This window comes from Escherichia sp. MOD1-EC6300 (assembly GCF_002965045.1).
Lineage (GTDB): Bacteria > Pseudomonadota > Gammaproteobacteria > Enterobacterales > Enterobacteriaceae > Escherichia > Escherichia coli_F.
In genome coordinates this window covers 376,559-395,162 of record NZ_PTRH01000003.1, presented here as the reverse complement: position 1 = coordinate 395,162, position 18,604 = coordinate 376,559, and the positions used below count along the sequence as shown (strand labels likewise).

The 18,604-nt window shown below is 51.0% G+C and carries 16 protein-coding genes; 5 read left to right on the top strand and 11 right to left on the bottom strand.

Going from position 1 to position 18,604, the window contains the following annotated elements; all coding sequences use genetic code 11:
• The first annotated feature begins 181 nt into the window (after positions 1–181).
• From BGE37_RS06960 to ldtC, 3 genes are all read left to right on the top strand, one after another.
• Positions 182–1,255 (top strand): acyltransferase family protein, encoded by a 1,074-nt coding sequence (locus tag BGE37_RS06960; RefSeq protein ID WP_105277129.1) that lies wholly within the window; start codon positions 182–184, stop codon positions 1,253–1,255.
• A gap of 127 nt (positions 1,256–1,382) precedes the next feature.
• Positions 1,383–4,829 (top strand): transcription-repair coupling factor, encoded by a 3,447-nt coding sequence (gene mfd, locus BGE37_RS06955; RefSeq protein ID WP_105277128.1) that lies wholly within the window; start codon positions 1,383–1,385, stop codon positions 4,827–4,829.
• A 143-nt stretch (positions 4,830–4,972) separates the two neighbouring features.
• Positions 4,973–5,935 (top strand): L,D-transpeptidase LdtC, encoded by a 963-nt coding sequence (gene ldtC, locus BGE37_RS06950; protein WP_105277127.1) that lies wholly within the window; start codon positions 4,973–4,975, stop codon positions 5,933–5,935.
• An 82-nt stretch (positions 5,936–6,017) separates the two neighbouring features.
• Here ldtC and bhsA read toward each other — a convergent pair whose 3' ends face one another.
• Positions 6,018–6,275: a multiple stress resistance protein BhsA gene (bhsA, locus tag BGE37_RS06945; protein WP_000800153.1), complete on the bottom strand. Its 258-nt coding sequence runs from the start codon at positions 6,273–6,275 to the stop codon at positions 6,018–6,020.
• A gap of 240 nt (positions 6,276–6,515) precedes the next feature.
• Here bhsA and comR point away from each other — a divergent pair, with 240 nt between their 5' ends.
• Positions 6,516–7,148, top strand: coding sequence for a TetR family copper-responsive transcriptional repressor ComR (comR, locus tag BGE37_RS06940; protein ID WP_001356845.1), 633 nt, complete (start codon positions 6,516–6,518; stop codon positions 7,146–7,148).
• A gap of 62 nt (positions 7,149–7,210) precedes the next feature.
• Here the strand turns inward: comR and BGE37_RS06935 are convergent, their stop codons facing one another.
• From BGE37_RS06935 to hinT, 8 genes are all read right to left on the bottom strand, one after another.
• Complete coding sequence (locus tag BGE37_RS06935; RefSeq protein WP_001043462.1) at positions 7,211–7,750, bottom strand: glycine zipper 2TM domain-containing protein; 540 nt, start codon at positions 7,748–7,750, stop codon at positions 7,211–7,213.
• A 226-nt stretch (positions 7,751–7,976) separates the two neighbouring features.
• Positions 7,977–9,281 carry an NADH-quinone dehydrogenase gene (ndh, locus tag BGE37_RS06925; protein ID WP_000211045.1) on the bottom strand — a complete coding sequence of 435 codons (1,305 nt, stop codon included), beginning with the start codon at positions 9,279–9,281 and terminating at the stop codon, positions 7,977–7,979.
• Between the two features lie 405 nt (positions 9,282–9,686).
• Positions 9,687–10,229, bottom strand: a complete 543-nt coding sequence (ycfP, locus tag BGE37_RS06920; RefSeq protein WP_000587933.1) for an alpha/beta hydrolase YcfP — start codon at positions 10,227–10,229, stop codon at positions 9,687–9,689.
• 22 nt (positions 10,230–10,251) lie between these two features.
• On the bottom strand, positions 10,252–11,277 hold the full coding sequence (gene nagZ, locus BGE37_RS06915; protein WP_105277126.1) for a beta-N-acetylhexosaminidase: 1,026 nt from the start codon (positions 11,275–11,277) through the stop codon (positions 10,252–10,254).
• A gap of 10 nt (positions 11,278–11,287) precedes the next feature.
• Positions 11,288–12,112: a thiamine kinase gene (thiK, locus tag BGE37_RS06910; RefSeq protein ID WP_105277125.1), complete on the bottom strand. Its 825-nt coding sequence runs from the start codon at positions 12,110–12,112 to the stop codon at positions 11,288–11,290.
• Entirely contained in the window at positions 12,093–12,734 is a 642-nt protein-coding gene (gene lpoB, locus BGE37_RS06905; RefSeq protein ID WP_000594311.1) for a penicillin-binding protein activator LpoB, read from the bottom strand. Before lpoB ends, thiK begins: the two co-directional genes overlap by 20 nt.
• 13 nt (positions 12,735–12,747) lie before the next feature.
• A complete protein-coding gene (locus BGE37_RS06900) occupies positions 12,748–13,125 on the bottom strand; it encodes a YcfL family protein (RefSeq protein ID WP_001225293.1) in 378 nt (125 codons plus the stop codon).
• Positions 13,126–13,127: 2 nt separating this feature from the next.
• Positions 13,128–13,487, bottom strand: a complete 360-nt coding sequence (hinT, locus tag BGE37_RS06895) for a purine nucleoside phosphoramidase (protein WP_000807125.1) — start codon at positions 13,485–13,487, stop codon at positions 13,128–13,130.
• Between the two features lie 333 nt (positions 13,488–13,820).
• Here hinT and fhuE point away from each other — a divergent pair, with 333 nt between their 5' ends.
• Positions 13,821–16,010 (top strand): ferric-rhodotorulic acid/ferric-coprogen receptor FhuE, encoded by a 2,190-nt coding sequence (fhuE, locus tag BGE37_RS06890; protein ID WP_105287898.1) that lies wholly within the window; start codon positions 13,821–13,823, stop codon positions 16,008–16,010.
• Between the two features lie 59 nt (positions 16,011–16,069).
• On the opposite strand, the gene ptsG is transcribed toward fhuE, so the two are convergent.
• Together ptsG and BGE37_RS06880 are read right to left on the bottom strand one after the other, a co-directional pair.
• Positions 16,070–17,503: a PTS glucose transporter subunit IIBC gene (ptsG, locus tag BGE37_RS06885; RefSeq protein ID WP_000475716.1), complete on the bottom strand. Its 1,434-nt coding sequence runs from the start codon at positions 17,501–17,503 to the stop codon at positions 16,070–16,072.
• A 293-nt stretch (positions 17,504–17,796) separates the two neighbouring features.
• Positions 17,797–18,594 carry a metal-dependent hydrolase gene (locus tag BGE37_RS06880; protein WP_105287897.1) on the bottom strand — a complete coding sequence of 266 codons (798 nt, stop codon included), beginning with the start codon at positions 18,592–18,594 and terminating at the stop codon, positions 17,797–17,799.
• Positions 18,595–18,604: the final 10 nt, after the last annotated feature.

The following is an 18,604-nucleotide window of genomic DNA, read 5'->3' as shown; positions in this document are numbered from 1 at the left end:
CGTCAGGGCTAATCTGAAAAGTCCCCGTAAATCAATCGGCTAAATTGCCATGTTTTATCATCAATCTTGCCGCCTGATCTTAATCTGAAAAATCATCCAATACAGACAGATACCCATTACACCTCGGGTCATAACCCGCAGGATCAACCGCATGTAAATTAAAAAAGAGCGTGTTGTCCTGATGAAACAAAAAGAGCTATGGATTAACCAGATCAAAGGGTTATGTATTTGTCTTGTAGTGATTTATCACTCGGTCATTACCTTTTATCCGCATCTGACCACTTTTCAGCATCCGTTATCGGAAGTCCTGAGCAAATGCTGGATCTATTTCAATCTTTACCTTGCCCCCTTTCGTATGCCGGTTTTTTTCTTTATTTCTGGCTATTTGATTCGCCGCTATATCGATAGCGTGCCATGGGGAAATTGTCTCGATAAACGCATCTGGAGCATCTTCTGGGTGCTGGCACTTTGGGGCGTAGTGCAGTGGCTGGCGATAAGTGCACTAAATCAGTGGCTGGCACCTGAGCGCAATTTAAGTAATGCCTCCAATGCCGCTTATGCCGATTCTACCGATGAGTTCCTGCACGGAATGATCACCGCCAGCACCAGCTTGTGGTATCTGTATGCTTTAATTGTCTATTTCGTGATATGTAAAATTTTTAACCGCCTGGCCCTGCCGTTATTTGTTCTGTTTGTACTGATGAGTGTGGCGGTTAATTTCGTACCCACACCGTGGTGGGGAATGAACAGTGTGATCCGCAATTTGCCTTATTACAGCCTTGGCGCATGGTTTGGCGCAACATTAATGACCTGTGTTAAAGAGGTGCCGTTGCGCCGCCATCTGCTGATGGCTTCTTTGCTGGCTGTTCTGGCGGTCGGTGCCTGGTTGTTTACTATCTCGCTGCTGTTGTCGCTGGTATCGATTGTGGTGATCATGAAACTGTTTTATCAGTACGAGCAACGTTTCGGTATGCGCCCCACCAGCCTGCTGAATGTGATTGGCTCCAACACCATTGCTATCTACACCACCCATCGCATACTGGTAGAAATATTCAGCTTAAGCCTGATTCCGCAAATGAACGCGGCACGCTGGTCGCCGCAAGTCGAACTGACGCTCCTGCTGGTTTACCCCTTTGTCAGTTTGTTGATTTGTACTGTTGCGGGCTTGCTGGTAAGAAAACTTTCACAGCGCGCATTCAGCGATCTGTTGTTCTCCCCGCCTTCTCTGCCCGCTGCCGTCAGTTACTCCCGCTAAGCCATCGCCCCAGCCGGGGCGATTCAATTTGCTAAACCATGTCGATTACGGATAATGAACAGCATTGCTTATCAGAGATATGCCCCCATATGTTGAGGCATATCCTAACGAGAATCTGACAACCGTTATGCCTGAACAATATCGTTATACGCTGCCCGTCAAAGCGGGTGAGCAGCGTCTGCTGGGCGAGTTAACTGGCGCTGCCTGCGCGACGCTGGTAGCGGAAATTGCCGAACGTCACGCCGGTCCGGTGGTACTTATTGCACCAGATATGCAAAATGCCCTGCGTTTGCATGATGAAATCAGCCAGTTTACCGATCAGATGGTGATGAATCTGGCGGACTGGGAAACCCTTCCCTACGACAGTTTTTCGCCTCATCAGGACATTATCTCCTCACGCCTTTCCACTCTTTACCAGCTACCAACGATGCAGCGTGGCGTACTGATTGTTCCGGTGAATACGCTTATGCAGCGCGTTTGCCCGCACAGTTTCCTCCACGGCCACGCGCTGATGATGAAAAAAGGTCAGCGGTTATCTCGTGATGCCTTACGTACGCAACTGGACAGTGCCGGTTATCGCCATGTTGACCAGGTTATGGAGCACGGCGAATACGCCACGCGCGGCGCGTTGCTGGATCTTTTCCCGATGGGCAGCGACTTGCCTTATCGTCTTGATTTTTTTGATGATGAAATCGATAGCCTGCGCGTATTTGACGTTGACAGCCAGCGTACGCTGGAGGAAGTAGAAGCCATCAATCTGCTGCCCGCGCACGAATTTCCGACAGATAAAGCGGCAATTGAACTGTTCCGCAGCCAGTGGCGCGATACCTTCGAAGTGAAGCGCGACCCGGAACATATTTATCAGCAAGTGAGTAAAGGCACATTACCTGCCGGGATCGAGTACTGGCAGCCGCTATTCTTCAGCGAACCGCTGCCGCCACTGTTCAGTTATTTCCCTGCCAATACGCTGTTGGTGAATACTGGCGATCTGGAAAACAGTGCCGAACGTTTCCAGGCTGACACGCTGGCGCGTTTTGAAAATCGCGGCGTCGATCCGATGCGTCCACTGTTGCCACCACAATCGCTCTGGCTGCGGGTAGACGAGCTCTTTTCAGAGCTAAAAAACTGGCCGCGTGTGCAGCTAAAAACTGAACATTTACCGACAAAAGCAGCGAATGCCAATTTAGGTTTCCAGAAGCTGCCAGACCTGGCCGTTCAGGCACAACAAAAAGCGCCGCTGGATGCGCTGCGTAAGTTCCTCGAGTCTTTCGACGGTCCGGTGGTGTTCTCGGTAGAAAGTGAAGGTCGCCGTGAAGCGCTGGGTGAACTGCTCGCGCGAATTAAAATTGCTCCTCAACGCATTATGCGTCTTGATGAAGCCAACGACCGTGGGCGTTATCTGATGATTGGCGCTGCCGAACATGGTTTTGTCGATACGGTACGTAATCTGGCGCTGATTTGCGAAAGCGATCTGCTCGGTGAACGCGTTGCCCGTCGTCGTCAGGATTCTCGCCGCGCCATCAACCCCGATACACTGATCCGTAACCTTGCGGAGCTGCATATTGGTCAGCCGGTGGTCCATCTGGAGCACGGCGTCGGGCGCTATGCAGGAATGACCACGCTGGAAGCGGGCGGCATTACTGGCGAGTACCTGATGCTCACCTATGCCAACGACGCCAAACTGTATGTTCCGGTGTCATCACTGCATCTGATTAGCCGTTACGCCGGTGGCGCGGAAGAAAACGCCCCGCTGCATAAACTTGGCGGTGATGCGTGGTCGCGGGCGCGGCAGAAAGCGGCGGAAAAAGTGCGTGATGTGGCGGCGGAATTGCTGGATATCTACGCGCAACGCGCCGCCAAAGAGGGCTTCGCGTTTAAACACGATCGTGAACAATATCAATTGTTCTGCGACAGCTTCCCGTTTGAAACCACGCCGGATCAGGCGCAAGCCATTAATGCAGTGCTTAGCGATATGTGTCAGCCGCTGGCGATGGATCGTCTGGTGTGCGGTGATGTTGGCTTTGGTAAAACTGAAGTCGCGATGCGCGCCGCGTTCCTGGCGGTAGATAACCACAAGCAGGTGGCGGTGCTGGTGCCTACCACCCTTCTCGCGCAGCAGCATTACGACAACTTCCGCGACCGTTTCGCCAACTGGCCGGTACGCATCGAAATGATCTCCCGTTTCCGCAGCGCCAAAGAGCAGACGCAAATCCTTGCGGAAGTGGCGGAAGGGAAAATCGATATTCTGATCGGTACGCACAAACTGCTGCAAAATGACGTCAAGTTTAAAGATTTAGGTCTGCTGATTGTCGATGAAGAACACCGCTTCGGGGTGCGTCATAAAGAGCGCATCAAAGCGATGCGGGCGAACGTGGATATTCTGACACTTACCGCAACGCCGATCCCACGTACGCTGAATATGGCAATGAGCGGAATGCGCGATCTGTCGATTATCGCTACGCCGCCTGCCCGTCGTCTGGCAGTTAAAACCTTTGTCCGTGAGTATGACAGTCTGGTGGTCCGGGAGGCGATCCTGCGTGAAATTTTGCGCGGGGGACAGGTTTATTATCTCTACAATGATGTGGAAAACATCCAGAAAGCTGCCGAACGACTGGCGGAGCTGGTGCCAGAGGCGCGGATCGCCATCGGTCACGGGCAGATGCGCGAGCGCGAACTGGAACGGGTGATGAATGATTTCCATCATCAACGTTTCAACGTGCTGGTTTGTACCACCATTATCGAAACCGGGATCGATATCCCGACTGCCAACACCATTATCATCGAGCGGGCGGATCACTTCGGTCTGGCGCAGCTGCATCAGTTGCGCGGTCGCGTCGGACGTTCGCATCATCAGGCATATGCATGGCTGCTGACGCCGCATCCAAAAGCGATGACTACCGATGCGCAAAAACGTCTTGAAGCGATTGCCTCGCTGGAAGATCTCGGTGCAGGTTTTGCGCTGGCAACGCACGATCTGGAGATTCGCGGCGCGGGTGAACTGCTTGGCGAAGAACAAAGCGGCTCAATGGAAACTATCGGTTTCTCGCTGTATATGGAGTTGCTGGAAAACGCCGTCGATGCGCTGAAAGCCGGACGCGAGCCGTCGCTGGAAGATCTCACTAGCCAGCAAACGGAAGTCGAGCTGCGGATGCCGTCGCTATTACCAGATGATTTCATTCCTGACGTGAATACGCGTTTGTCGTTCTATAAACGTATTGCCAGCGCCAAAACGGAAAACGAACTGGAAGAGATCAAAGTCGAGCTTATCGATCGCTTCGGCCTGCTGCCGGATCCGGCGCGTACCCTGCTGGATATTGCCCGTCTGCGTCAGCAAGCGCAGAAACTGGGGATCAGGAAGCTGGAAGGTAATGAGAAAGGTGGGGTGATCGAATTTGCCGAGAAGAATCACGTTAATCCGGCCTGGTTGATTGGTTTGCTGCAAAAACAGCCACAGCATTACCGCCTTGATGGTCCGACGCGCCTGAAGTTTATTCAGGATTTGAGCGAGCGGAAAACGCGTATCGAATGGATTCGCCAGTTTATGCGTGAACTGGAAGAGAACGCGATCGCTTAATGGTAAATCGGGGGCGTTTCTGCGCCCCCATATCCAACATTTACAAATTATTTGCACTTCCCTGCACTATCCGACACTGTCACCATCCATAATTCAGGCTTATCTGTTTATTACAATAACCTTATATTTATTATGGATTTTTGGTGATGATCAAAACGCGTTTTTCTCGCTGGCTAACGTTTTTTACGTTCGCCGCTGCCGTGGCGCTGGCGCTACCGGTAAAAGCCAACACCTGGCCGCTGCCGCCAGCAGGCAGTCGTCTGGTTGGCGAAAACAAATTTCATGTGGTGGAAAATGACGGTGGTTCTCTGGAAGCCATCGCCAAAAAATATAATGTCGGCTTTCTCGCTCTGTTACAGGCCAACCCCGGCGTTGATCCTTACGTGCCGCGCGCGGGTAGCGTGTTAACGATCCCGTTGCAAACCCTACTTCCAGATGCGCCGCGCGAAGGCATTGTGATCAATATTGCGGAACTGCGTCTCTATTACTACCCGCCGGGTAAAAATTCGGTAACCGTGTATCCCATCGGCATTGGTCAGTTGGGTGGTGACACGCTGACACCGACAATGGTGACCACCGTTTCTGACAAGCGTGCAAACCCAACCTGGACGCCAACGGCAAACATTCGCGCGCGGTATAAGGCACAGGGAATTGAGTTGCCTGCGGTAGTTCCGGCTGGACCGGATAACCCAATGGGCCATCATGCGATTCGTCTGGCGGCCTATGGCGGTGTTTATTTGCTTCACGGTACGAACGCCGATTTCGGCATTGGCATGCGGGTAAGTTCTGGCTGTATTCGTCTGCGGGATGACGATATCAAAACACTCTTTAGCCAGGTCACCCCAGGTACCAAAGTGAATATCATCAACACCCCGATTAAAGTCTCTGCCGAACCAGACGGTGCGCGTCTGGTTGAAGTACATCAACCGCTGTCAGAGAAGATTGATGACGATCCGCAGCTGCTGCCAATTACACTGAATAGCGCAATGCAATCATTTAAAGATGCAGCGCAAACTGACGCTGAAGTGATGCAGCATGTGATGGATGTCCGTTCCGGGATGCCGGTGGATGTCCGCCGTCATCAAGTGAGCCCACAAACTTTGTAAATCCTGGATAAAAAAATCCCCGCGACACGGCATGTCGCGGGGAAAAAAATCAGCAGTAGCAGGCATTAATGAGGGTTAATGCTTATTTATAAATTACTGCTGTTCCATGGAGGGTATTCGGACCGGTTACAGAAGTAATACGGAAAGATTTTGCGCCCATCTCATCCGCTTTTTGCGCCAGCTGCTCTTCCAGCGATCCCAGATTTGTCCCCGCGTTAGCACTGATAGTACCGACTTTTTGTTGGCCTTCTGGCGTTGACTGAACTTCGACAGCCGCAAAGCTGGCAAATGACATTGAGCTTAAAATCGCCGCAGCGATGAGGGTTTTTACGTTTTTCATAATAGTGGCCTTATGCAGATGAATGACGTCGCAAGCAATTACTTAACGATCGATAACTAAATGATAGATGTGATCTGGATCACATACAAGATATTTTTTATAACAATCATTAATTAATTTAAAAATCTTTAAATTTCAGTTAAATAGAAAGCAATTATTTTTATGGTTTGTGGACTGGTGAACGGAGGTGATTATTTTTATAATAACCTTTCATTCACAGTCACCAGGTACAACGGCATCATGGCAACTGACTCAACACAATGTGTAAAAAAAAGCCGTGGCCGCCCAAAAGTGTTCGACAGGGATGCCGCGCTTGATAAGGCCATGAAATTGTTCTGGCAGCACGGTTATGAAGCGACTTCTCTTGCGGACCTCGTCGAAGCGACCGGAGCCAAAGCGCCCACGCTATACGCGGAATTTACCAACAAAGAGGGGTTATTCCGCGCCGTACTCGACCGCTATATCGATCGTTTTGCCGCTAAGCATGAAGCACAGCTGTTTTGTGAAGAGAAAAGCGTGGAGTCTGCGCTGGCTGACTATTTTGCTGCCATCGCCAACTGCTTTACCAGCAAAGACACCCCGGCTGGCTGCTTTATGATCAACAACTGCACCACCCTCTCCCCGGATTCCGGAGATATCGCCAATACGCTGAAATCACGCCATGCGATGCAAGAGCGCACTTTGCAGCAGTTTTTATGTCAACGACAAGCGCGCGGGGAAATCCCGACCCACTGTGATGTGACGCATCTGGCTGAATTCCTTAATTGTATTATTCAGGGGATGTCGATCAGCGCACGCGAAGGTGCATCGCTGGAAAAACTGATGCAGATTGCCCGAACGACTTTGCGTTTATGGCCCGAACTGGTGAAATAAGGCGCAAAAAAAAGCCCCTCAGCCTGAGCGAATGGGGGGCTAAATTGCAGAATACAGCCTTGTTATACTTTGTTATTCAAAATCAGTTGCCCGTTGCCATCTAACGGGATCTGCGTACCCGGATCGCGGTCCATGCGGATTTTGCCCTGCTGATCGCCAATCTTATAGGTCACATCATAACCGAGCATTTTTTCTGACTTGTCATACACCGTTTTACAACGCTGTTGCGTAGTCGTGTAAGTATCGCTTTCCTGGAGAGAGCCCTGGATCTGGTTACCGGCATAGCCACCTCCCAGCGCCCCCACAACAGTGGCGACATCTTTACCGCGACCACCGCCAAACTGATGCCCTATCACGCCGCCAGCAACAGCGCCGAGCACCGACCCGGTAATGCGATTTTCATCCTGCACCGGTCGACGATGGGTCACTGTGACGTTGCGACACTCCTGACGCGGTGTTTTAACCGTTTCCTTGATTGGGGTTGCAGAAACAACCTGAGCGTATTGCGGGCCACGTTCAAACACGTTCAGACTGGCCACTGCCGCTACGCCCAACGCAGCTGCGACACCAATCCCCATACCCGCCAACATTGATTTATTCACGGGAACACCTCCTTCTTTGCTGTTATGCCAATCATGCAAGTGAAGGAGAAAAGCAGCTATCAGACAGAAGATGAAAAGCGCGGGAATGGCTGGAAATACTTAGGGATTCGGAGGAGTCTGAAGGAATGCCTGATGCGACGCTTAACGCGTCTTATCAGGCCTACCGCTCGTACCATTTGTCCAGGGCGGATAAGGCGTTTACGCCGCATCCGCCAGTACAAGCCGATTAATGCAACTTCAAACGTGGACGGATAACGCGGTTAATACTCCCCACCAGCATCATTAATCCGGTTTTAAAGTAACCATGCAGCGCAATCTGATGCATTCTGTATAGCGAGATGTATACAAAGCGCGCAATTCGTCCTTCAATCATCATTGAGCCGCGCGTCAGGTTACCCATCAGGCTACCGACGGTGGAGAAGTTCGACAGCGATACCAGAGAACCGTGATCTTTATACTGATAATTTTTCAGCGGCTTACCGTTCATCTGCGCCAGAATGTTGTTCATTGCGCAGGTTGCCATCTGGTGTGCGGCCTGCGCACGCGGCGGAACAAAGCCCCCTTCCGGACGCGGGCATGACGCGCAGTCGCCAATAGCGTATATGTCTGGATCGCGAGTGGTTTGCAGCGTCGGTTCCACCACCAGCTGGTTGATACGGTTGGTTTCAAGACCACCGATATCTTTCAGGAAGTCTGGCGCTTTGATCCCGGCTGCCCACACCATCAGATCAGCCTCAATATATTCACCATCTTTAGTGTGCAGGCCGCCTTCATCAGCACTGGTGACCATGGTTTGCGTCAGCACGCGAACGCCAAGTTTCGTTAACTCATTATGGGCCGCAGCAGAGATACGTGGCGGTAATGCAGGCAAAATACGTTCGCCCGCTTCTACCAGTGTTACGTTCAGGGCTTCGTTGGTCAGGCCTTTGTAACCATAGCTGTGCAGTTGCTTGACCGCGTTGTGCAATTCTGCGGAGAGTTCTACACCCGTCGCGCCGCCGCCGACAATCGCAATGTTCACTTTACCATTCGCGCCCAGGTTGGCGGAGTATTTCAGGAACAGATTCAGCATCTCCTGATGGAAACGACGCGCCTGATGCGGGTTATCGAGGAAAATGCAGTTCTCTTTGACTCCTGGCGTATTGAAATCGTTAGAGGTGCTGCCCAACGCCATTACCAGGGTGTCATAGGCGATTTTACGTTCCGGAACCAGCAGTTCACCTTTCTCGTCGCGCAGTTCTGCAATAGTGATTGTTTTCGCTTCACGATCGATATCAATGACGGAACCCAGCTGGAACTGGAAACCATGATTGCGCGCATGGGCCAGATAGCTCAACGCATCGACGCCTTCATCAAGCGAGCCAGTCGCCACTTCGTGCAGCAGCGGTTTCCACAAGTGGCTGTGGTTACGATCGACCAGCGTAATTTTGGCTTTTTTCTTGCGTCCCAGCTTATGTCCCAGCTGTGTCGCCATTTCCAGCCCACCAGCACCGCCGCCGACAATCACAATTTTTTTCAATGGCGTAGTCAACGTGACCCCCTTAAATTTATTAACCAATTGTTAACTAATGGTTATTAATATAGCTCTTAATTAACAACAGGTTACAGCAATGAAAATGTTCTTCGTTATTGAGAATAACATGAATGGTGCATTGGTCATACCAAAATTGATGTTAATCAAGTTTTGTTGCTGAAAAGATAGGCTGATTTACCGGATGAGATCAAAAAATACAGCTTATTGTTTATTATTTAAACGAATTCAGGAGGGTGAGACGTATATGGAGGGCGTTTGGTAGGCCTGATAAGACGCGAGCGGCGTCGCATCAGGCACATTGCCAGTGTCGGATGCGGCGTGAACGCCCTATCCGACCTACAGAATTTACAGAATCTGGAACGCATCAGGTATCAGCAAGGTTACCTGATGCGACGAGGGCATTTAACCGAGGGTTTTGAACGCTTTAATGCGCTGCAAATGCGGGGAGATATTCTTGAATTTGTGCGTCTGCTCTTCGTCCCAGACAATCTCGTAATAATGATGCAACTCTTCAGATGTCCGCTGGCTGTTAAGCGCTTCATCGTTACGCGACAAAATCACCAGACAGCGATCGCGATTCTTCTCGCGGAAGTTGGTCACACACTTAGTGGCAATATCGGCATACTCTTCCGGGCGATCAATCTTGCCTTCCATGTTCTCATAAGGGAACAAATTAGGATTGAAGATCACCTGGCGGATATCGCAAAGAAAACCAATTCGCTCCGCCCAGTATCCGCCCAGACCAACGCCGCATATCAGCGGACGCTCATCGACGTTTAGTTGCAGCATTTTGTCCACTTCTTTGAGCAGATGCTGCATATCATGTTTCGGATGCCGCGTACTGTAGCTTATCAAGCGTACATCCGGGTCAATAAACTGCAATTGTAAGACTTTCTCGTGGTTACCCGGACTGTTAGAGTCAAAACCGTGTAAATAGATAATCATCGCTTCCTCACATAAGCCAGGGTTAGTGACCTGCTTTCTCTTCCTGCCAGCGTTCATGTAACTGATTCAGACGGGCGCTGATCTCTTTCCAGCGAGCCGAGTCCATCAGTTCCTGTCGCGAAAATGAACCTTTATGATACAAACGTGTAACACGTTCTGCCTTGATCGGTGACAGATTATCTAACACGCTGACGGCCCCTTTACGATTATTGCAGACCAGGATCATATCGCAACCCGCATCCAGTGATGCCTGCCCGCGTTCGGCATAACTGCCCATAATCGCGGCACCTTCCATCGATAAATCGTCGGAGAAAATCACGCCGTCAAAACCCAGTTCCTGGCGTAAAACGGTTTTCAGCCAGTGGGGAGAACCGCTCGCAGGACGCGGATCGACATCACTGTAGATCACATGCGCAGGCATAATGGCGTCGAGTTTATTTTCACGGATTAATGCGCTGAATACCGACATATCCTTGGCACGAATTTCCGCTTGTGGACGAGGGTCACGCGGCGTCTCTTTGTGTGAGTCTGCCGTTACCGCACCATGCCCAGGGAAGTGTTTACCGGTGGTTTTCATTCCGGCTTCATGCATGCCATCAATAAAGCGGCTGGCCATTGCCAGGGCTTTTTCGGGATCGGCATGATAAGAACGCTCGCCAATCGCCGCGCTTGTGTGCCCGACGTCCAGCACTGGCGCAAAGCTGATATCAATATCCATAGCAATCATTTCGCAGGCCATGAGCCAACCGGCCTCTTGCGCCAGTTTTCCACCTTCTTCCATTCCCAACAGCGCAGCGAATGACTGTGCCGCTGGCAAGCGGGTAAAACCTTCACGAAAACGCTGCACACGCCCACCTTCCTGATCCACCGCCACCACCAGATGATTGCGCGAAGCTGCACGGATCTGGCGCACCAGTTCGCGTAACTGGGCAGGATCGTGATAGTTACGCGTAAAGAGAATCAGCCCTCCTACCAGCGGATGCGCCAGTATTTCACGCTCTTCCGCGTCCAGTTCGTAACCTTCGACATCCAACATTACTGGACCCACACTGCTCTCCTTATTGTTTTATTGATAGCTGCCGCCAGGTGTCATCGGCAAGCCTGATAAATTGTTGATCGCCGGTTTGTCGCCAGCGGTACTCAAACCACCCAGCTTTGAGCATCAGCAGCCAGGGAAACCATCGCCTGACCTGATGCCATAATTGCGCCGGATTAATCTTCGCGCGCGCGGCATAGTCATTAACCAATCGCCGATGCTGGTCAGTATTTTCCACCCACACCGCCGCCAGTTCCAGCGCGATATCACCATCTCCGGCATACTCCCAGTCGATAAGTTTTAATCCTGACGCGCTATGCACTAAATTTCCGGCGTGGATATCCATATGCAATGGACACAAGCGTAAAGGCTGTGGTTCCCGCGCTTTGCGGAGACGTTTTAACATTCGCAGCCAACCCGCTGTCCGCCGCACCGGATCGCTTTGCTGCCAGTACAGTTCCAGTAACGGCAGCAGCGTTATTCGCCAGCCAAAACGCGGCTGTTGATGTAGATAATACAGCAAGCCTGCCAGTTCGTTGGTATCCGGCAAATGCGTTTTTACCTCGCCGGGCAGATAGTCGACCACCATCCAGTCACGGAGATATAAATGCGGCTTCGGTGCAATGCATGCGGGTAGTTGTGATAAAGCCCGATACTGGCGCAAGAACGCGAACCGCGGCGCATCAGGATCGTGCGGCTGACGCACAACAAAACGCTGGCCCTGATGTTCAATGAGAAAACTCCCGCCGCTAAGCCCACTATTAAACGTCGTGACGGGATGAAATTGCGGGAAAAAGCGCGACAGCAATTCGTCGCGCGTGATGGGATTATTGCTGCGAAACGGCACCTTTACCTGACCAGATAATTTCGCCCGTCTGCACCAGCATTAGCTGCATTTGTAGGGTCGGAGCGTTAACGTTGCCAGAGGCGCTGGAGTACAGCACGTAATGAGCACCGACGTTGCGGGCAATGCCTATGGCTTTACTACGGGTGCCTAAACTGTCCTGCGGCGACAAACCTAACTGTTGCTTAGCCATCGACAGTTGCTGGGCGGAAACCAGGGTAAATTTACCGTTATTAGCCAGCGCATTTCGCAGCGTTTCGGTCGCTTCTGCGGCATTCAGCGAACCGTTAGTACGGTTGTTGACGCTATCAACCAGCAGGACGCTACCCGCAGTCACGCCGTCAGCCCCAAGCATCTTACTGACCATCGGCTGCATTGCGCCATTCCAGTCATAATGGCGAATATGCGGCGCAGGCGGTGCGGTTTGATCTTCATGCTCAATTGGCCCTGGCTGCTGCGGGATCGTCGGCACCGAGGGCACTGTGGGCACAGGCTGTTGTGGCTCGGCAGGTTGTTCCGGCGCTGGTTTCACTTCTTCTACCGGTGCAGGTTCACGTTGCCCCACACACCCGGCGAGAAACATCGCCAGCGCGGCAATCAAAGCGTAGCGACTCATTTTTATCATCAAGATTCACCCCTTACAAATATAGATAAAGTCTGACTTTGTGCGCCCCCAGAAAATTGGCGCTGCCGTATAGCGTTACCGCCGAATGTGCGGGAATGGTAACGCTGCGTGGCGTTTCCAGAGGATGCATCTCAAGTCCTCTGGCGTCATACCAGTAAAAACGATAATGAACGGTAACGGGTTCTTGCCTTTCGTTATAAAGCGTTGAGGATGCTGAAGGTTGAATATCAGACGTTGAAAGGACGGGCTTTTCTGCACTGATGCCCGCAGCCAATAAAGATGACTCCATCACCAGCGATTGCTCATCATTCACCGGAATTTCCGGATGTGAACGACAGCCCACCAGCACTAACAACGCCAGAGACACCAGCCCAAAGCATCCTTTTCTCATCGTTACAGACCTTTATGCGCCAGCATTGGTCCCAGCGGACGGCCACCCAACAAGTGCATATGGATGTGATACACCTCTTGTCCGCCATGGCGATTGGTGTTCATGATCAGACGATAGCCATCTTCGGCAATACCTTCTTGCTCAGCAATTTTTGCCGCTACGGTGATCATGCGTCCCAGCGCCTGCTCATGCTCAGCAGACACGTCGTTCACAGTCGGAATGAGGATATTTGGAATGATCAGAATATGCGTTGGCGCTTGCGGCGAAATATCGCGAAACGCCGTTACCAGATCATCCTGGTAGACGATATCGGAGGGGATCTCACGACGAATAATTTTGCTAAATATAGTTTCTTCTGCCACGACATTTTCCTTTTTCAAATAGCCATGCGTTGCGCCATGCTACGCCGCGCCATACTGCGAGTATAGAGTATGGTCGAGTTAAACCTGCTCTTTCAACCTTAACTCACGATTTCTTAAGCAAAAAATCGTTTTACTGCCGTATATATCGTCATTATTCCCATTTCTGCCTGCGAATTCGCTGAAAAGACATTCTCTGTTTGGTTTACACGCCAAATATGAATGCGTATATTTCTCATTTGCATTTACATGCAAAATTATTCGCACACTATATATAACCGCTCATCATCCTCCTCCGGCATGAGCCTGACGACAACATAAACCAAGAGATTTCAAATGCTTTCAACACAATTTAACAGGGATAATCAACATCAAACCACCTCCAAACCGTCACTACTCGCCGGTTGCATAGCACTGGCACTCTTACCTTCCGCCGCTTTTGCTGCACCAGCCACTGAAGAAACGGTGATTGTTGAGGGTTCCGCCACTACTCCAGTTGATGACGAAAATGATTACAGCGTAACGTCTACCTCTGCGGGTACCAAAATGCAGATGACTCAACGTGATATTCCTCAGTCGGTCACTATTGTTAGTCAGCAGCGGATGGAAGATCAGCAGTTACAAACGCTGGGCGAAGTGATGGAAAACACGCTGGGGATCAGCAAAAGTCAGGCGGATTCCGATCGTGCTCTTTATTATTCCCGCGGATTCCAGATCGATAACTATATGGTTGATGGTATCCCCACCTATTTTGAATCGCGCTGGAATCTGGGCGACGCACTTTCTGATATGGCACTGTTTGAACGCGTAGAAGTAGTGCGTGGCGCGACAGGACTCATGACCGGTACGGGTAATCCATCTGCGGCAATTAATATGGTTCGAAAACACGCGACCAGTCGTGAATTTAAAGGCGATGTCTCGGCAGAATACGGTAGCTGGAACAAAGAACGGTATGTAGCGGATTTACAAAGTCCACTCACCGAAGATGGTAAAATCCGCGCGCGAATTGTCGGCGGCTACCAGAATAACGACTCATGGCTGGACCGCTACAACAGTGAAAAGACCTTCTTCTCCGGCATTGTCGATGCTGATTTAGGCGATCTTACGACGCTTTCAGGCGGTTACGAATATCAGCGCATTGATGTTAATAGCCCAACCTGGGGCGGTTTACCGCGCTGGAATACTGATGGCAGCAGCAACAGTTACGATCGCGCACGCAGTACCGCACCTGACTGGGCGTACAACGATAAAGAGATCAACAAGGTCTTTATGACCCTGAAGCAGCGGTTTGCTGATACCTGGCAAGCGACACTGAATGCCACCCACTCCGAAGTCGAATTTGACAGCAAAATGATGTATGTCGATGCCTATGTAAACAAAGCGGATGGTATGCTGGTTGGGCCATACAGTAATTATGGACCTGGCTTTGATTATGTCGGCGGCACCGGTTGGAACAGCGGCAAACGTAAAGTTGATGCGCTGGATTTGTTCGCTGACGGTAGTTATGAATTGTTTGGTCGTCAGCACAATCTCATGTTTGGTGGCAGTTACAGCAAACAAAACAATCGTTACTTCAGTTCATGGGCCAACATCTTCCCGGATGAAATTGGCAGTTTCTACAACTTTAATGGCAATTTCCCACAAACCGACTGGTCACCACAGAGTCTGGCGCAGGACGATACCACACATATGAAATCGTTATATGCTGCCACTCGTGTCACCCTTGCCGATCCGCTGCATCTGATCCTTGGCGCACGTTATACCAACTGGCGGGTTGATACGCTGACTTACAGCATGGAGAAAAACCACACCACGCCTTATGCTGGTCTGGTGTTTGACATTAATGACAACTGGTCGACCTACGCCAGCTATACCTCTATTTTCCAGCCGCAAAATGATCGTGACAGTTCAGGCAAATATCTGGCTCCAATCACCGGTAACAACTACGAGCTGGGTCTGAAATCGGACTGGATGAATAGCCGTCTGACCACCACGTTAGCCATCTTCCGTATTGAGCAGGATAATGTCGCTCAGTCCACCGGTACACCTATCCCCGGCAGCAACGGCGAAACCGCCTATAAAGCGGTGGATGGGACAGTCAGTAAAGGTGTGGAATTTGAACTCAACGGCGCAATTACCGACAACTGGCAGCTGACGTTTGGCGCAACGCGCTATATTGCAGAAGATAACGAAGGAAACGCCGTTAATCCTAATCTGCCACGCACCACGGTTAAAATGTTCACCAGCTATCGGTTACCTGTCATGCCAGAGTTGACGGTCGGCGGTGGTGTTAACTGGCAAAATCGCGTGTATACCGACACCGTGACACCGTATGGCACCTTCCGCGCCGAGCAAGGTAGCTACGCGCTGGTGGATCTCTTCACCCGCTACCAGGTGACGAAAAACTTCTCGTTACAGGGGAACGTCAATAACCTGTTCGACAAAACCTACGATACCAACGTGGAAGGTTCTATCGTCTACGGCGCACCGCGTAATTTCAGCATTACCGGCACGTATCAATTCTGAATAACACCTGTAAAAAAGGCAGCCATCTGGCTGCCTTAGTCTCCCCAACGTCTTACGGATTAGTGGTTACGGATGTACTCATCCATCTCGGTTTTCAGGTTATCGGATTTAGTACCGAAAATCGCCTGAACACCAGAACCAGCAACCACTACGCCCGCTGCGCCCAGTTTCTTCAGGCCAGCCTGATCCACTTTAGACACATCAGCAACGCTGACGCGCAGACGGGTAATACATGCGTCGAGGTTAGTGATGTTTTCTTTACCACCAAACGCAGCAACCAGAGCCGGTGCCATTTCGCTGGTACCTGTCGCTTTTGCATCATCAGTCGCGTCTTCACGACCCGGCGTTTTCAGATCCAGTGCTTTAATCAGCACGCGGAAGATGGTGTAGTAAACAATTGCATAACCGATACCGACGATCGGGAACAGCCACAGTTTGCTGCTGTTACCAGACAGAACGATGAAGTCGATCAGACCGTGCGAGAACGACGTACCGTCACGCATCCCCAGAAGAATACAGATAGGGAATGCCAGGCCTGCCAGAATCGCGTGGATGATGTACAGGATCGGCGCAACGAACATGAAGGAGAACTCGATAGGCTCGGTGATACCGGTCAGGAACGAGGTCAGCGCCGCGGAGATCATGATACCGCCCACTTTCGCGCGGTTTTCCGGTTTAGCAGAGTGCCAGATAGCAATTGCGGCAGCTGGCAGACCGTACATTTTGAACAGGAAGCCGCCAGACAGTTTACCCGCAGTCGGGTCACCCGCCATATAACGCGGAATGTCGCCGTGGAAAACCTGACCTGCAGCGTTGGTGTATTCACCAATCTGCATCTGGAAAGGTACGTTCCAGATGTGGTGCAGACCAAACGGTACCAGGCAACGTTCGATGAAACCGTAAATGCCAAACGCAACTACCGGGTTCTGGTAAGCAGCCCACTGAGAGAAGGTCTGGATTGCAGAACCAATAGGCGGCCAAATGAAGGACAGCACAACGCCAGTAAAGATGGCAGCCAGGCCTGAAATGATCGGCACAAAGCGTTTACCGGCAAAGAAGCCAAGATACTCAGGCAGCTTAATACGGTAGAAACGGTTAAACATGTACGCTGCGATCGCACCGGAGATGATCCCCCCGAGTACGCCAGTATCCGCCAGGTGTTTAGAGGCGATTTCTTCAGCAGGTAAATGCAGTACCAGTGGCGCAACCACGGCCATGGTTTTAACCATGATGCCATAGGCAACAACTGCGGCCAGCGCGGATACGCCATCGTTATTGGTAAAGCCGAGGGCGACACCGATCGCAAAAATCAGTGGCATGTTTGCAAAGACGGAACCGCCTGCTTCTGCCATAACATGCGATACAACGGCGGGCAGCCAGCTGAAATTCGCGGAACCGACGCCCAGCAGAATACCTGCGATAGGCAGTACGGATACCGGCAGCATCAGCGATTTACCGACCTTTTGCAGGTTAGCAAATGCATTCTTAAACATAATTGAGAGTGCTCCTGAGTATGGGTGCTTTTTTACGTTCTCACGCGTGGCAAGGGGGGAGAGCCTCGCCGTGTACAGGGCATCTAAGCGCCCTTTATTTATTACACAGAGTAAAATAATTCAGTGCCGATTTGTTTGACGGCTATCACGTTTCAACTTCAGATCATTGGAGAAGTTGCACATTTTGACAAAACATATGTCACAATATTTCAAACGTGGTTATTCACCGCCCAATTTTCGGCGGTGAACTTTACTCGTTTTAGCCATTAATTACGAGCTTTAAAAAAACTCATTCAAAGGATGGATTGAAGGCGGGAAGCGTCGATGTGAAACAGACGGGCGAAGTTATCGGTGGTTACCTGCGCCAGTTCTTCAACGGCAACACCTTTCAACACAGCCATGTATTCTGCAACGTCACGAACCATCGCAGGTTGATTCTCTTTTCCTCGATGCGGAACCGGTGCAAGGTAAGGTGAGTCAGTTTCTACCAGTAACCGATCGAGGGGGACATAACGCGCGGCATCGCGCAGTTGCTCCGCATTACGGAAGGTCACAATGCCGGAAAAGGAGATGTAAAATCCGAGATCCAGTAATTTACCCGCCGTTTCTCTGTCCTCTGTAAAACAGTGTAGTACGCCACCACAATCCGTCACTTTTTCTTCGCGCAGAATTGCCAGCGTATCGGCGCGGGCGTCACGGGTGTGGACGATAACCGGCTTGTTCAGTTCACGACCAATCTGGATATGATGGATGAAGGACTCTTGCTGCCGTACTTTAGTTTCCGGCGTGTAATAATAATCCAACCCGGTTTCACCCAGCGCAACAACGCCCTCTTCTGCCGCCAGACGGCGTAAATCTTCTACATCGTAGGGATCATTCTGGTTGAGTGGATGCACGCCACAAGAAAATACGACGTTGTCACGTTCGCCTACCAGATCCCGCATGTGTAAATAACCCGGTAATGTTGTGGCGACTGCCAGACAAAATTTCACATCGCGTGCGGCGGCTTTCGCCAGAACGTCATCCACGTCCTTATGCAAAGATTCATAATCCAGACCATCGAGATGGCAGTGTGAGTCGACTAAAAACATGATGTTTCTC